At 69.0% G+C, this 15436-nt stretch carries 14 protein-coding genes; 4 read left to right on the forward strand and 10 right to left on the reverse strand.

What is annotated here, in order from left to right; translation table 11 throughout:
* Positions 1 to 27 precede the first annotated feature (27 nt).
* Genes WDLP6_RS17880 through WDLP6_RS17895 form a run of 4 tightly spaced genes read left to right on the forward strand, consistent with a single transcriptional unit; the run spans position 28 to position 4166 of the window.
* Positions 28 to 1698 (forward strand): methyl-accepting chemotaxis protein, encoded by a 1671-nt coding sequence (locus tag WDLP6_RS17880; protein WP_162593427.1) that lies wholly within the window; start codon positions 28 to 30, stop codon positions 1696 to 1698.
* Between the two features lie 12 nt (positions 1699 to 1710).
* Positions 1711 to 2253, forward strand: a complete 543-nt coding sequence (locus WDLP6_RS17885; RefSeq protein ID WP_162568486.1) for a chemotaxis protein CheW — start codon at positions 1711 to 1713, stop codon at positions 2251 to 2253.
* 13 nt (positions 2254 to 2266) lie between these two features.
* Positions 2267 to 3073 (forward strand): CheR family methyltransferase, encoded by an 807-nt coding sequence (locus tag WDLP6_RS17890; RefSeq protein ID WP_162593428.1) that lies wholly within the window; start codon positions 2267 to 2269, stop codon positions 3071 to 3073.
* A gap of 22 nt (positions 3074 to 3095) precedes the next feature.
* Positions 3096 to 4166, forward strand: a complete 1071-nt coding sequence (locus WDLP6_RS17895; protein WP_162593429.1) for a protein-glutamate methylesterase/protein-glutamine glutaminase — start codon at positions 3096 to 3098, stop codon at positions 4164 to 4166.
* Between the two features lie 33 nt (positions 4167 to 4199).
* Here the strand turns inward: WDLP6_RS17895 and WDLP6_RS17900 are convergent, their stop codons facing one another.
* The 10 genes from WDLP6_RS17900 to WDLP6_RS17945 form a co-directional block, all read right to left on the reverse strand.
* Positions 4200 to 4934, reverse strand: a complete 735-nt coding sequence (locus WDLP6_RS17900; RefSeq protein ID WP_162593430.1) for an RNA polymerase sigma factor FliA — start codon at positions 4932 to 4934, stop codon at positions 4200 to 4202.
* A gap of 30 nt (positions 4935 to 4964) precedes the next feature.
* Positions 4965 to 5831: an AAA family ATPase gene (locus WDLP6_RS17905; RefSeq protein WP_162593431.1), complete on the reverse strand. Its 867-nt coding sequence runs from the start codon at positions 5829 to 5831 to the stop codon at positions 4965 to 4967.
* Positions 5832 to 5923: 92 nt separating this feature from the next.
* Complete coding sequence (gene flhF / locus WDLP6_RS17910; protein ID WP_162593432.1) at positions 5924 to 8305, reverse strand: flagellar biosynthesis protein FlhF; 2382 nt, start codon at positions 8303 to 8305, stop codon at positions 5924 to 5926.
* Entirely contained in the window at positions 8302 to 10398 is a 2097-nt protein-coding gene (gene flhA, locus WDLP6_RS17915; protein WP_162593433.1) for a flagellar biosynthesis protein FlhA, read from the reverse strand. Before flhA ends, flhF begins: the two co-directional genes overlap by 4 nt.
* On the reverse strand, positions 10395 to 11537 hold the full coding sequence (flhB, locus tag WDLP6_RS17920; protein ID WP_162593434.1) for a flagellar biosynthesis protein FlhB: 1143 nt from the start codon (positions 11535 to 11537) through the stop codon (positions 10395 to 10397). The genes flhA and flhB overlap by 4 nt, the downstream gene beginning before the upstream one ends.
* Positions 11538 to 11670: 133 nt before the next feature.
* The gene (cheZ, locus tag WDLP6_RS17925; protein ID WP_162593435.1) at positions 11671 to 12333 is read right to left on the reverse strand and encodes a protein phosphatase CheZ; all 663 of its coding nucleotides are present in this window, start codon (positions 12331 to 12333) and stop codon (positions 11671 to 11673) included.
* Between the two features lies 1 nt (position 12334).
* Positions 12335 to 12733, reverse strand: a complete 399-nt coding sequence (gene cheY / locus WDLP6_RS17930) for a chemotaxis response regulator CheY (protein ID WP_162568495.1) — start codon at positions 12731 to 12733, stop codon at positions 12335 to 12337.
* Positions 12734 to 12784: 51 nt separating this feature from the next.
* Positions 12785 to 13807 carry a protein-glutamate methylesterase/protein-glutamine glutaminase gene (locus WDLP6_RS17935; protein WP_232077476.1) on the reverse strand — a complete coding sequence of 341 codons (1023 nt, stop codon included), beginning with the start codon at positions 13805 to 13807 and terminating at the stop codon, positions 12785 to 12787.
* Between the two features lie 56 nt (positions 13808 to 13863).
* Positions 13864 to 14526, reverse strand: coding sequence for a chemoreceptor glutamine deamidase CheD (cheD, locus tag WDLP6_RS17940; RefSeq protein ID WP_162593436.1), 663 nt, complete (start codon positions 14524 to 14526; stop codon positions 13864 to 13866).
* Positions 14523 to 15428: a CheR family methyltransferase gene (locus WDLP6_RS17945; protein ID WP_443083458.1), complete on the reverse strand. Its 906-nt coding sequence runs from the start codon at positions 15426 to 15428 to the stop codon at positions 14523 to 14525. Before WDLP6_RS17945 ends, cheD begins: the two co-directional genes overlap by 4 nt.
* Positions 15429 to 15436 lie beyond the last annotated feature (8 nt).

Raw genomic sequence — 15436 nt, forward strand, 5'->3', positions numbered from 1 at the left:
CCTCTCCAGACTCCAGAAAGGACAACCATGTTCAGCAACTTGAAGATCGGCGTGCGGCTGATCGCGGGCTTCGTGCTGGTGGCGGGCATCAGCGCCGTCGTCGGCTTCATCGGCATCAGCAACACCAGCCAGATGAACGAGAAGGCCGACGACATGTACAACAACGAGCTGATGGGGCTCTCGCACGTCAAGGAAGCCAACGTGCACCTGATCTACGCCGGCCGCGCGCGCTCCAACTACCTGCTGGCCACGTCGCAGGAAGAGCGCGACAAGCAGCAGGCGCAGATCGACAAGAGCAGCGCCGCGATGAAGGACTTCATCGAGAAGGCGCAGCCGCTGTTCGCCAACGCGCGCGCCAAGGAGATCTTCTCGACCTTCAACAGCCTCGCGCAGGAGTACCAGCGCGACATGCAGCGCGCGCTGTCGCTGGCCGCGACGCGCAAGTTCCAGGAACGCGACGACGCGCTGATGCAGGCGATGGACCAGGTGCGCGACAAGGCCGACAAGCTCGACACCATGCTGGACGAGCTGATCGAGCAGAAGGAAGCGGGCGCCCGGCGCGCGGCGGAAGAGACCGACAACCTCTACCGCGCCAGCCGCACGACCATGATCGGCATCATCGCCGGCGGCGTGCTGTTCGGCATCGCGCTCGGCTTCTTCATCAGCCGCGGCATCACCCGGCCGCTGGCGCGCGCCGTCGACGTCGCCAACCGGCTGGCCGAGGGCGATCTCACGGTGCAGGTCGAATCCGCCAGCCGCGACGAGACCGGCCAGCTGCTGCAGGCGATGCAGAACACGGTGGCGAAGCTCTCGCGCGTGGTGACCGAAGTCAACAGCGGCGCCGAGGCGCTGGCCGGTGCGTCCGAGGAAGTCAGCGCCACGGCGCAGTCGCTGTCGCAGGCCTCGAGCGAACAGGCCGCCGGCGTCGAGGAGACCAGCGCATCGATGGAACAGATGACCGCCTCGATCTCGCAGAACACCGAGAACGCGAAGGTGACGGACGGCATGGCGACCCAGGCGGCCGGCGAGGCCGGCGAAGGCGGCGAGGCGGTGAAAGCCACCGTGCTGGCGATGAAGCAGATCGCGCAGAAGATCGGCATCATCGACGACATCGCCTACCAGACCAACCTGCTGGCGCTGAACGCGGCGATCGAGGCGGCGCGCGCCGGCGAGCATGGCAAGGGCTTCGCGGTGGTGGCGGCCGAGGTGCGCAAGCTGGCCGAACGCAGCCAGGTCGCGGCGCAGGAGATCGGCACCGTCGCCAGCTCCAGCGTCGAGTTGGCCGAGAAGGCCGGCCGGCTGCTCGACCAGATCGTGCCCAACATCAAGAAGACCTCGGACCTGGTGCAGGAGATCACGGCGGCCTCCGAGGAGCAGTCCTCCGGCGTCGGCCAGATCAATTCCGCGGTCACGCAGCTGAGCCAGACCACGCAGCAGAACGCGTCGAGCTCCGAGGAGCTGGCCGCCACGGCCGAGGAGATGAGCAGCCAGGCCGAGCAGCTGCAGCAGACCATGTCCTTCTTCAAGCTGGCCGGCGCCCCGGCCGCACCGGCGCGCGGCAAGCCGCAAGGCAAGCCGGCCGCGGCGAAGAAGAGCGCCGCCGCGAAGAAAGGCACGGGCGGCGGCTTCGCGCCGGTGGGCGCCCTCGCCTTCGCGGGCGTCGATGCGCCCGACGAATCGCAGTTCGCCAGGTTCTGAGGAGCCGGCGCGATGAATGCATTGGCTCAGACCGCCCGGCTCGCCGGCGGCGCGCCGGCCTCCGCAGAGCCGGCCCAGTACCTCACCTTCATGCTGGCCGGCGAGGCCTTCGCGATCGGCATCCTGGCGATCAAGGAGATCATCGAATACCACAGCCTGACCGAGGTGCCGATGATGCCCGCCAGCGTGCGCGGCGTGATCAACCTGCGCGGCGCGGTGGTGCCGGTGATGGACCTGCTGGCGCGCTTCGGCCGCCCTTCGAGCGAGGTCAGCAAGCGCACCTGCATCGTGATCGTCGAAGTCGAGACCGGCGGCGAGCGCCAGGTCATCGGCGTGATGGTCGATGCGGTCAACGAGGTGCTGGACATCGCACCGGCCGACATCGAGCCGCCGCCGAACTTCGGCGCCCGCATCCGCAGCGACTTCATCCAGGGCATGGGCAAGGTGAAGGGCCGCTTCGTGATCCTGCTCGACGTCGACCACGTGCTGTCGCTGGACGAGGCGGGCGCGCTCGCCGCGCTCCAGGCCGAAGCGCAGGACGAGCCGGCCCACTGAGCCGGCGCGCACCGTGTTGGACAACACCCTCACCGACATCGAGTTCGGCCGCTTCCAGCGCTTCATCCACGAGGCCGCGGGCATCACCCTGTCGCCGGCCAAGAAGGCGCTGGTGTGCGGGCGGCTCTTCAAGCGGCTGCAGGCCCATCGGCTGAACAGCTACACCGACTACCTCGCGCTGCTGGACAGCGGCCGCGCGGCGGCCGAGGTGCAGACCGCGATCGACCTGCTGACCACCAACGAAACCTACTTCTTTCGCGAGCCCAGGCATTTCGAGCTGCTGCGCACGCTGGCGCTGGCCGCGGCATCGCGCCCGCAGCCGCTGCGCGTCTGGAGCGCGGCCTGCTCGACCGGCGAGGAGTGCTACAGCATCGCGATGGTGCTGGCCGACTGCCTGGGCGCCACGGCCTGGGAGGTGGTCGGCACCGACATCAGCAGCCGCGTGCTGCAGCGCGCGCGTGCCGCGCACTATCCGCTGGAGCGCACGCGGCACGTGCCGCCGGCCTACCTGAAGCGTTTCTGCCTGCGCGGACTGGGCGAACAGGAAGGCACGCTGCTGGTCGAGCGCCCGCTGCGCGAGCGCGTGCGCTTCGCGCAGGTCAACCTCAACGCCGTGCTGCCGGCCCTGGGCAGCTTCGACATGATCTTCCTGCGCAACGTGATGATCTATTTCAACGGCGACACCAAGCGCCAGGTGGTGGCGCGCGTGCTCGCGCTGCTCAAGCCCGGCGGACACTTCTGCATCGGACACTCCGAGACCCTGAACGAGATCAGCACCGCCGTGCAGCAGGTGGCGCCGTCGATCTACCGCAAACCGTGAACAGACACGGACGACCCTGCGCATGAATCCGATCAAGGTGATGGTGGTCGACGACTCGGCCGTGGTGCGGCAGGTGGTCGCCGGACTGCTCGGCGCGGCGGCCGGCATCGAGGTGATCGCCGCGGTGGCCGATCCGCTCCTGGCCATCGAACGGCTCAGGCAGCAGTGGCCCGACGTGATCGTGCTCGATGTCGAGATGCCGCGCATGGACGGCATCACCTTCCTGCGCCGCATCATGCAGGAGCGGCCGACGCCGGTGGTGATCTGCTCGACCTTGACCGAGAAAGGCGCCAGGACCACGCTCGAGGCGCTGGCCGCCGGCGCGGTGGCGATCGTCACCAAGCCCCGGCTCGGCCTCAAGCAGTTCCTGGTCGAGGCCTCGGACGATCTGGTGGCCACGGTGCGCAGCGCGGCGCAGGCCCGGGTGCGGCGCATCACCGCGCGCGAGACGGCGCCGGCCGTGCCGGTGGCGCGGCACACGGCCGACGTGATCCTCGCGCCGCAGCCGGCGCGCGCGATGGTGCAGACCACCGAGCGCGTGGTCGCCATCGGCACCTCGACCGGCGGCACGCAGGCGCTGGAGGAAATCCTCACCGCGCTGCCGCGCGTCTCGCCCGGCCTGGTGATCGTGCAGCACATGCCGGAGAAGTTCACCGCCGCCTTCGCGGCGCGGCTCGACGGCCTCTGCCACATCGCGGTGAAGGAAGCGGAGCACAACGACCGCGTGGTGCCCGGCCGGGCGCTGATCGCGCCGGGCGGACGGCACCTCGTGCTCCAGCGCAGCGGCGCGCAGTACCGGGTCGAAGTGGTCGACGGGCCGCTGGTCAACCGGCACCGGCCGTCGGTCGACGTGCTGTTCCGCTCGGTCGCCAAGAGCGCCGGCATGAATGCGCTGGGCGTGATCATGACCGGCATGGGCGATGACGGCGCGGCCGGCCTGCTCGAGATGCGCAACGCCGGCGCCCGCACGGTCGCGCAGGACGAGGACAGCTGCGTCGTCTACGGCATGCCGCGCGAAGCGATCAAGCGCGGCGGTGTCGAGCGCACGGTGGCGCTGGGGGCGATGGCGCAGGAGATCCTGAAGCAGCTGTAGAGGCACCCAGCGGCCGAGGCCGCCGGTGCGCCGCTACAGCAGATCCTTCAGCTTCGCGCGCAGCCGGCTGATGGCCTGGCTGTGCAGCTGGCAGACGCGCGACTGGCTCACCTCGAGCACGGCGCCGATCTCGCGCAGGTTCAGCTCTTCCTCGTAGTAGAGGTTGAGCAGCAGTTGGTCGCGTTCGGGCAGCGAACCGATGGCATCGATCAGCTGATGGCGAAGGCCGCTCTGCAGCAGCTGCTCCAGCGGATCGTCGCTGCTGCCGCGCGCACTGCGCGCCTCCTGCGCGTTGGCGTCGAGGAAGTTGCTCTCGGATTCGCCCTGCGAGAAGTCCTCGACATACAGCAGCTGGCAGCCCTGCACTTCCTGCAGCAGGCCCTGGTAGGCCTCCAGCGTCATCCGGAGTTCCTTGGCAATCTCGCCCTCGTTCGGCGCGCGGCCGAGCCGGTGTTCGAGCGCCTGGACCGCCTGCTCGACCTTGCGCGCCGAGGCGCGCAGGCCGCGCGAGCCCCAGTCGGTGGCGCGCAGTTCGTCGATCATCGCGCCGCGGATGCGCTGGCTGACGAAGGTCTCGAACTGGGCGCCGCGGTTGTCCTCGTAGCGCTTCGATGCATCCAGCAGGCCGATCATGCCGGCCTGGATCAGATCGTCGAGCTCGACGCTGGCGGGCAGCTTGGCGATCATCTGCAGCGCGATGCGCCGCACCATCGGCTGGTGCTGCTCCAGCAGGTGCGACTTCTCAATGGTTCCCTGTGCGGTGTACACGACTGTCCTGTTCCTTCTCCATGCGCCGTCTCAGACGGCGGCTGTGTTCGAAGCTTGTGTGTCGCGGGCCGGCGTCGCGCCGGGGCCCCCATGCGTGCGGCCCGCGGGCGGCGGCCGCAGGGCGGCGGCGCGCCAGGGCCATTGGCCGATGCCGGCCGCGATGCCGCGGAAATCGATGGCCGCCGGACTGGCGGGAAATGCCTCCACCACGGTCTGGTGCAGGCGCTGCGCGTCCCGCAGATGCCGGTCGGCGCGGACCCCTCCGGCAGGCTGCAGCGAAACGGCGAGGTAGCGCCGGCTGGTGTCGACCAGGTTGGTCATCACCTGCGCGGCTTCGTCGCCCGCACCGACACCGTTGACGAGCAGCCGAAGCTGCTTGAGCGCGTGCGCGTAGTGCAGCCGCTTGATGCCCGCATAGGCCGCGGTGATGGATGCCGGCTGCGGCCGGAAGACGAGCACCAGGTCGTCCGCCTGCCGCGCCAGCATCGACAGGCAGCCTTCGCCGTCGAGCGCAGCGTCGATCAGGATCGCGCTGCCCTGCCACAGCGTGCGCGGGTCCAGGCCGGCCGGCTGCGCATCGGGGCGTGCGGGCAGCACGCCGACACCGCAGTCCGACAGTGCCATGGTTTCTTCGCAAGCCAGGCGGCGTCCGGCGACATCGGCGAGCGTGCCCGATGGCGCGATCGACCACAGCGCGCAGGCGGATGCCGGTGTCGCGTCGTGCTCGTCCAGCAGCAGCACTTGCTTGCCTTGGTGGACCAGGGCCGCAGCAAGGTTCATCGCGGTGGTGGTGGCGCCGACGCCGCGGCCCATGCCGGCGACGGCGATCACGCGCGTGGGCGTGCGCGCCAGCAGGCGCCGCAGTCCATCGGCCTGGTCGGTGACCAGTTTGCTCATAAGACAACCTCCGCCCTGCGGGCTGCGGTGCGAGCGCCTTCGGGCGGCCGGGCGGCGCTCATCGGTGCACTCCGGCTTTCATGGCGCGCGCCTCACCCATGCTGCGCCATCGCCTCGGAGCGGCGGGTCGGTGCGGTGGATTCGGTGCCGAGCGCCTCGAGCAGCAGGAACAGCTTGCCGACGCCCCCGTACAGCGCGTTGCCGGTGAGCGGCCGGCTGGAGCGCACCGGCCGGCCGGTGAGCTGGTTCAGCAGCATGCGCGTGCGGTCGGCCCATTCGCCCTTCGCGTGCAGCAGGCGCCACACGGTGGTCGTCACCTGGCCGGCGATCAACAGGCGCTTCATCATGTGCGGATCGCCCGGCTCGCCGATGCCGCCGACCTGCTGCACGCCCTGGCGGATCAGGCGAAAGCACGGCTCCGCCTCGGCGGCCCAGGCCTGCCACTGCGCGAGCTGCTGCGCGGCGACGCCGACGACGATGTTGGTGAGCAGATAGCCCTGCGCGAGGACCTTGCGGCCCTGCGCATCCATCACGCGCGTCACGACGCAGCGCAGCGCGGGCATCGCGGCGTCGCCGGCATCGGCCACGGCCGCGCCACGCAACACCACTTCGGCCTGCGCCTCGCATTGCCGCGCCGGCTTGCCGCGAAAGACCACCGGATGCGGCGGCGCGAAGTCCCAGTCCATGCGCGCCAGCGTGCGCGCGGCGCCGGAGCGCGGATCGATCACGCCGGTGGAGCCCGGTGCGCGCGCCAGCCACTGCTGGCCCTGGGCCTGCCACTGCACCATGAAGTCCGCACCGGGCAGCTTCGACAGCAGGTGCACCAGCGGCTTGCCGAAGTCCTGCCCGCGCAGCCAGGGGATCTGGCGCATGCCGGGCTTGCGCTTCGCGTCCGCGGCGCTTCCGCCCGCGGTCGCCGCGGTCGAGAGCCACTGGTTCGGCGCGGCCAGCGGCAGGCCGCTGCGATCGGACAGCATCAGGCTGCCCTGGCATTCGTAGGCATCGACACCTTCGTTGGAGCGCAGCCCGACCTGGCCGCACAGCGCCAGCACATGGGTCTCGCAGCCCGCGGCGATCTCGCTGCGCGCATGCAGCAGCAAGTCCTGCAGCACAGCCTTGTGGCCGGTGTCCTCGTCGGCCGCCTGCCGCCAGAGGCGGCGCGCCGCCTCGAAGCCGATCTGCGCGCCGGCCAGTGCGCCGGCGGCGGTCGCGAGTTCCTGCGCGTCGTGCGCCATCGCGCGGATCAGGTTCTGGTATTGCACGCGCAGTCGATCGGTCTCGGCCTGCGCCTGCACCACCTGCGCCGAGGACGCGGCGCCCGCGGGCTCGTCCTGCAGGTCGATCTCGGCCGGCACGAAGAGCGGGTTGTGGCGCCGCGGCTGGAACACGCTGTCGACCAGCTGCGCGCGGTCGGCCAGCATCAGGTTCTCGGGCACCTTCTGGCCGCTGGAGATGTAGTGCACCGGCAGGCGGTGACGGATCACCGTGTCGATCAGCGCGCCCGGATGCGTGGCCTCGTCGACCTTGGTGAAGATGCAGCCGGCCAGCGCATTGCCGCCACCGCCGTTGCGGTAGGCATGCACCACTTCGTTGAGCGTGTCGCCGTGGCTGGTCGCGTTGAGCAGCAGCAGCCGCTTGACCGGGCGATGGCTGTTGCACAGCATCGCGATCTGGTCGGAGACGGCGCGGTCGCGCTGGCTCATGCCGACGGTGTCGATCAGCACCATGTGCTTGTCGCGCAGGTCCTGCAGCACCAGGTGCAGGTCGGCCGCGTCCTTCACCGCATACACCGGCACGTCGAGGATCTGGCCGTAGATGCGCAGCTGCTCGTAGGCGCCGATGCGGTAGCTGTCGGTGGTGACCAGCGCCAGCTTGTCGGCACCGAAGCGCATGACGCAGCGTGCGGCGAGCTTGGCGGTGGTGGTGGTCTTGCCGACGCCGGTCGGCCCCATCAGCGCGTAGACGCCACCCTGCGCGAGCAGCGCATCCTCGTCCTCGTGCACCGGCACCGCGCGGATCAGCTCGGCGCGCGCGAAGGCCATGCCCTGCGCATAGCTCTGGCCGGTCGGCAGTCTCTCGAGCATGGCCTTCGACAGGCGCGCGCTGAAGCCGGCGCCGAGCAGCGTGCGCAAGAGGCGGCCGCGCACCGGGTCGCGGCGCTGCTTGTCGTTCCAGACGACGCTCGCGAGCTGTTCCTCGATCATGCCGCGCATCGAATGCAGTTCGTTGAGCACCGTGTCGGCGGGCGCGGGCTGAATCGGCGGCGCGAGTGCCGGCGCGGACGTGGCGCCTTCCAGCGCTTCGGCCACGTCGCCATGCGCCATGGCCACGATCTCCACGCCGTCGGGCAGCGCACGGTTGGTCAGCACGATGGCTTCCGCGCCCAGGGCCTCGCGCACGAGGCGCAAGGCCTCGCGGCTGGTGGTCGCGACGAATTTGCGTGCGGCGGTGCGCACGTCGGTCGGGATGCTCAAACTCTTCCTCCAAGGGTGGCGGTGATCTTGATGTTGCGGGAGTCAGGGATCTCCGCATGGGACAGAACCTTCAGCTGCGGCAGGCTGCGGCGCAGGAAGCGCGACAGCAGCACGCGCAGCGGATGCTGGACGACCAGCACCGGCACCAGGCCCATCTGTTCCTGGCGCGCGATCGCGGCCTGCGCCTGCTGCAGCAGGCTGTCGGCAAGGCCCGGCTCGATGCCGCTGCTGTTGGTCATCGCCTGCTGCAGCACGCCGTCGAGCGAGCCGTCGAGGCCGATCACCTGCAGCTCGGTATCGCCCGGGAACAGCTGCTGCGTGATCGCGCGGCCGAGGGCCAGGCGCGTCAGCGACGTGAGCTCGGTAGCGTCCTTGACGCTCGGCGCATGCTCGGCCATGACGTCGAGGATGGTGCGCATGTCGCGGATCGGCACCTGTTCGTCGAGCAGGTTCTGCAGCACCTTGTGCAGCGTGCTCAACGTGACGATTTTCGGCACCAGGTCTTCGGTCAGCTTCGGCGCCGTCTTGGCGATCTGGTCGAGCAGCTGCTGCACTTCCTGGCGGCCGAGCAGCTCGGCGGCATGGGTCTGGATCAGGTGGTTCAGGTGCGTGGCCATCACGGTGCAGGCATCGACCACCGTGTAGCCGTGGATCTGCGCCTGCTGGCGGTGCGTGCCGTCGATCCAGATCGCGGGCAGGCCGAAGGCCGGATCCTTGGTCGGCGTGCCGGGCAGCGTGCCGTTCACCTGGCCGGGATTGATCGCCATCCACTGGTTCGGGAAAGCCTCGCCGCGGCCGATCTCCACGCCCTTCAGGCTGACGATGTAGGCGTTGGGACTGATCTCGAGGTTGTCGCGAATGTGGACCACCGGCACCAGGAAGCCGATCTCCTGCGCGACCTTCTTGCGGATGCTCTTGATGCGGCCGAGCAGCTCGCCGTGCTGCGACTGGTCGACCAGCGGGATCAGGCGGTAGCCGACTTCCATGCCCAGCGGATCGACCAGCGCGACGTCGTCCCAGGTCGCCTCGGCCGGCTCGGCGGCCGTCGCGGCCGCGGCCTGCACCGCAGCGTCGGCGCGCTCGGCGGCCGCGAGCGGCTTGCGCATCAGGATGCGGCGGCCGAGCCAGCACAGGCCGCCGGCGATCAGCAGGAAGGCCAGGTTGGGCATGCCCGGGATCAGGCCCATCAGGCCGATGATGCCGGCCGTGAGGAACAGCACCTGCGGGTTGGAGAACAGCTGGCCGGTCAGCTGGCTGCCGACGTCCTCGTCGGTGGTCACGCGCGACACGATCACGCCGGCGGCGGTCGAGATCACCAGCGCCGGGATCTGCGCCACCAGGCCGTCGCCGATGGCCAGCAGCGTGTAGGTCTTGCCGGCGGCCGAGAAGTCGAGGCCGTGCTGCACCACGCCGACCACCAGCCCGCCGATGATGTTGATGACCATGATCAAAAGGCCCGCCACCGCGTCGCCGCGCACGAACTTGCTGGCGCCGTCCATCGAGCCGTAGAAGTCGGCTTCCTGCGCGACCTCGGTGCGGCGCTTGCGGGCCACGTCCTCGCCGATCAGGCCGGCGTTGAGGTCGGCGTCGATCGCCATCTGCTTGCCGGGCATGGCGTCGAGCATGAAGCGCGCGCCGACCTCGGCGATGCGGCCCGCGCCCTTGGTGATCACCATGAAGTTGATCAGCACCAGGATGATGAAGACCATCACGCCGACCGCGAAGTTGCCGCCGACCAGGAAGTGGCCGAAGGCCTCGATCACCTTGCCGGCGGCGTCGGGCCCGGTGTGGCCGTGCAGCAGCACCACGCGCGTCGACGCCACGTTGAGCGACAGGCGCAGCAGCGTCGAGAACAGCAGCACCGCGGGGAAGGCCGCGAAGTCCAGCGCCTTCATCGTGTACATGCTGACCAGCAGCACCATCACCGACATCGCGATGTTGAAGGTGAACAGCAGGTCCAGCAGGAAGGGCGGCAGCGGCAGCACCATCATGCTCAGGATCATGATGATGAGCACCGGGCCGGCCAGTCCCTTGAACTGGGTGCCGGAGAACATCTGCGTCGGCAGACGCATCAAGTTGGCCATCGCGTTCATGCGGTCTTCAAGGAATATTGGAGCGATTCGGGAATCGCCAGGTCGGTCGGCGTGCGCGGCGCCTCGCCGCCTTCGCTCTTCCAGCGCTTGAGCTGGTAGACCCAGGCCAGCACCTCGGCCACGGCGGTGTAGAGGCCGCCCGGGATCTCGTCGCCCAGCCGCGTGTGCTTGTAGAGCGCGCGCGTGAGCGGCGGCGCCTCGAGGATGGCGACGTTGTTCGCCACCGCGATCTCGCGGATGCGCGCAGCCACCAGGTCGGTGCCCTTGGCCACCACGCGCGGCGCGCGCATGTCGCTGTCGAGGTACTTGAGCGCGACCGCGAAGTGGGTCGGGTTGGTAACGACGATGTCGGCCTTGGGCACCTCGGCCATCATCCGGCGGCGCGCCATCTGCTGCTGCTGGCGGCGGATCTGCGCCTTGATGTGCGGATCGCCTTCGCTTTCCTTGTGCTCCTGGCGCAGGTCCTCGCGCGACATGCGCAGCTTGCGGTAGTAGCTCCACAGTTGGTAAGGCACGTCGATCAGCGCCACCAGCAGCAGCGTGGCCGCGATCAGCGCGCAGTTGCGCGCCACCAGCATCACGGTCTGCGGCAGCGCGGCGCTCACCGGCTGCGCCATCAGCGCCATCACGGCCTCGAGGTTGCCGACGATCACCTTGTAGGCGACACCGCCGATCAGCATCGACTTGACGAGCGCCTTGACCAGATCGGCCAGCGTCTGCGTGGAAAACATGCGGCCGATGCCGGCCAGCGGATTGAGCTTGCCGAAATTCGGCGCCACCGACTTGGTCGAGAACAGCCAGCCGCCCAGCATCATCGGCGCGACCACGGCCGCCACCACCATCATCGCGAACAGCGGCGCCAGCGCCAGCAGCGCCTGCAGCGCCATCAGGCCGGTGCGGGCCAGCATCTGCGAGGGATCGAAGGCCGTGGCGCGCTCGAACTGCAAGCCGTGGCGCAAGGCGCCGCCGAGGCTGCCGCCGAGCGAGCCGGCGCTGAACCACAGGCCGGCGATGGCGGTGCCCAGCATGACGAAGGTGGTCAGCTCGCGCGAGCGAGCCACGTTGCCTTCCTCGCGCGCCTTCTCCAGGCGCCGCGCGGAGGCAGGTTCCGTTTTCTCGAGATCGCTTTCCTCAGCCATTCATGCTCCGAAAGAGCGCCGGCGAAGGACGCCTGCTCATGACTGATTATTGGATTCGGTGCGCCGGAACAATCGACCGATCAGGGCCGGCTTCGTCCTCCTTCTCGCTCAATCGGCTGCATGTCGCGCGGCCTCAGAAACCGAGGCTTTCGAGCAGGTCGTCGACCTGCGCCTGATCGGTCACCGCCTCGGGATTGCCGGGGACGATCTGCGGGCCGTTCTGCAAGCTGGTGCTGACGGTGCTGACGGTGCTGACGGCCTCCGGGCGCCTCTCGATCGGCGCGTTGTCGATCAGCACCTGCAGCAGCTGCGTCTCGACATCGTTGACCACTTCCATCATCTTCTTGATGACCTGGCCTGTCAGGTCCTGGAAGTCCTGCGCCATCAGGATCTCCATCAGCTGGGTGTTGATGCCGCCGGTCTTCTGCGGCACCTCCTGCAGGTAGCCGCGCGTGTCGCGCACCAGCTCGCGCGCGTCGTTGAGCTCGATCGGGCTGGCGAACCATTCGTCCCAGCGCTTGCTGAGCGCCTTGGCATCCGCCGCCAGGCCTTCCTGCAACGGCTGCGCGGCATCGACCGCATTGAGCGCGCGGTGCGCCGCCCGCTCGGTCATGGCAGCGACATAGTTCAGGCGGTCACGCGCATCGGGGATCGCCTGCGCGGCCTTGGCCACCTCCTTGTCGAGCCCCAGCTCGCGCAGGCCTTCGCGCAACTGGCGCGTCAACTGCCCGATGCGGCCGAGCAACTGTTCGGCGGTGTTCCCCTGCTCCACGGTTTCGAACGCGTCGCGGTTCATGTCAGGCCGCCTCTTTGTGGAGCTTCTCGAAGATCTTGGTGATCTTCTCCTCCAGCGTCGCCGCGGTGAAGGGCTTGACCACGTAGCCGTTCGCGCCCGCTTGCGCGGCGGCGATGATGTTCTCCTTCTTGGCCTCGGCCGTGACCATCAGCACCGGCAGCTTGCCGAGCGCCGGATCGGCGCGGATGGTCTTGAGCATGGTCAGCCCGTCCATGTTGGGCATGTTCCAGTCCGAGACCACGAAGCCGAAGTTGCCGCCGCGCAGCTTCTCGATGCCTGCGGCGCCGTCCTCGGCTTCGTCGACGTTGAGGAACTCCAGCTCCTTCAACAGGTTGCGCACGATGCGGCGCATGGTCGGAAAGTCATCCACGACCAATATCTTGATGCTCTTGTCGATCACGATTTCTCCAACGGTTCAGTTCACTTCAGTTCGTCGTCCGGTGCGCGCGCGTCAGACCCGGTTCGCGCGCGCGCCGAAGGTGCGCAGATGCGCCATCACGCGGCGGCACATCTCCGCCAGCGGCGCCACTTCGTCCACGGCGCCGAGCGCGATCGCCTCGCGCGGCATGCCGAAGACGACGCAGCTCGCCTCGTCCTGCGCCAGCGTGTGCGCGCCGGCCTGCCGCATGCGCAGCAGGCCTTCCGCGCCGTCCCGGCCCATGCCGGTGAGGATCATTCCGATGGCGTTCTTGCCGGCATGCCGGGCCACCGAATCGAACAGCACGTCGATCGAGGGGCGGTGGCGGTTCACCGGCGGCGCCTGGTCGACCTGGGCCACGTAGTTGGCGCCGCTGCGGCCGAGCGACAGGTGATAGCCGCCGGGCGCGATGTACGCATGGCCCGGCAGCACGCGCTCGCCCTGCTCGGCCTCCTTGACGCCGATGCGGCACAGGCCGTCCAGGCGCTGTGCGAAGGACTTCGTGAAGCCGGCCGGCATGTGCTGCGCGATCAGCACCGCGGGCGAATCCGGCGGCAGCGGCTGCAGCACTTCGCGAATGGCTTCGGTGCCGCCGGTGGAAGCGCCGATGATGATCAGCTTCTCGGTGCTCAGGAGCGGACTGCGCAGCAAGGCCTCCTGCAGCTCGGGCGCGGCCTTCGCCGAGATGGCATGGCGCGCCGGCAGCAGCCGCGCGGCGGCGGCGGTGCGGACCTTGCCGGCGATCAGTTCGGTGTAGTTGAGCAGGCCGTCGCGCACGCCCAGGCGCGGCTTGGTGACGAAGTCGATGGCGCCGAGCTCGAGCGCGCGCAGCGCGATCTCCGAGCCGCGCTCGGTCAGCGAGGACACCATGACCACCGGCATCGGCCGCAGCCGCATGAGCTTCTCGAGGAACTCGAGGCCATCCATGCGCGGCATCTCGACGTCGAGCGTGAGCACGTCGGGATGCGTGGCCTTGATGAGGTCGCGCGCCACCAGCGGGTCCGCGGCCGTGCCGATCACCGTCATGTCGGGCTGGCTGTTGATGATCTCGGTCATCACGCTGCGGATCAGCGCCGAGTCGTCGACGCACAGCACCTTGATCTTGTTCGGACTCACCAGCTTCCCCTTCTTCGGGCTGCGAGCAAGACATCGCCGGCCACGGCCCTGTTCTTTTCCGCGCCGGGAGCAGCGTGCAGTCCCGACAGCTTGCGCAGCAGCTCGCCCTCCTCGCGCTGGATCAGCTGGACGTCGGTCTGCGCGCGCAGCTTGCGCACGACGGCCTTGCCGGTGATCGGCAGGAAGCACACCCGGCGCGCATGCTGGCCGCGCAGGTCCTGCGCAGCGATCGCGATGCGCTGCGCCTGCAGATAGCGCAGCACGAAGTCCGCGTTGCGGTCGCCGATGTTGAGCGTGGTCATGTTGGCCAGCACCGCGGCGCCGCCGAACACCTTGGCCGAAAGACGTTCGCGCAGCGCGCCGGCGCGGACCATCTCGCGGATCAGCACGTCCATCGCATAGGCGCCGTAGCGCATCGCGGCGCCGGCATCGCGGTTCGCGGGCTCGCCGTCCTCGGGCAGCATGAAATGGTTCATGCCGGCGACGCCGGCCTCGGCATCCAGCAGGCAGGCCGCCACGCACGAGCCCAGCACCGTGCTCAGCACGGTGCCGGTGGTGGTGACGTAGTACTCCGACGGCAGCAGCTTGACGGCCATGCGGCCGACATCGCGGTCGAAGTAGTGGAGGCTGGCCACCGAGCCCGGTTCCGCTGCGCTCATGAGGTGCCTGTGTCCGTGCCCGGGACGCGGCCGCGCGCCAGCGCATAGACCGTCTGGCCCAGCGGCTTGAAGTTGGGGTCGACCAGCGATGCGTTCTCGGAGTGGCCGGCGAACAGCAGTCCGCCCGGCTTGAGCAGCGGCGCGAAGCGACCCAGCACTTTCTTCTGCGTCGGCTTGTCGAAATAGATCATCACGTTGCGGCAGAAGACGGCGTCCACCGGCTCCTTCACCGACCACGAGGGATCGAGCAGGTTGAGCCGCGCGAACTTGACCATCGCAGCCACTTCGGGGCGGATGCGCACGCGCCCGGCATTGGCACCCGTGCCCCTGTTGAAGAAGCGCTTCAGGCGCTCGGCCGAAAGCCGGTTGACCTGTTCGAGGCTGAAGACACCGGCCGAGGCCTTGGCCAGCACGACGGTGTCGATGTCGGTGGCGATGATGCGCGCCGTGCTCGCGCGCTCGCCGAGCGCCTCGATCAGGGTGATGGCGATCGAATACGGCTCCTCGCCCGTCGATGCGGCCGCGCACCAGACCGTGACAGGCTCTCGTGCCTTGCGCACGTGCTCGGCCAGCGCCGGGAAGTGATGGGCCTCGCGAAAGAACGAGGTCAGGTTGGTGGTCAGCGAGTTGATGAACGACTGCCATTCGTCGCCGTCGCTGCTGGATTCCAGCAATTGCAGATAGGTCGAGAACTCCGGCAGCCGCAATTCGCGCAGACGCCGCGAGAGCCGGCTGTAGACCATCTGGCGTTTCTGCTCGCCCAGCGCGATGCCGGCACGGCGATGGATCAGCGTCCGGATCTTCGCGAAGTCGCTGTCGGTGAAGAGGAATTCGGAGTTCACGGGCGATGTCGATGAGGGCATTTCAATGTACATGGCGGACATCTCGCGCAATGGCCCGATCAACGTGA

The organism is Variovorax sp. PBL-E5 (assembly GCF_901827185.1).
GTDB lineage: Bacteria > Pseudomonadota > Gammaproteobacteria > Burkholderiales > Burkholderiaceae_C > Variovorax.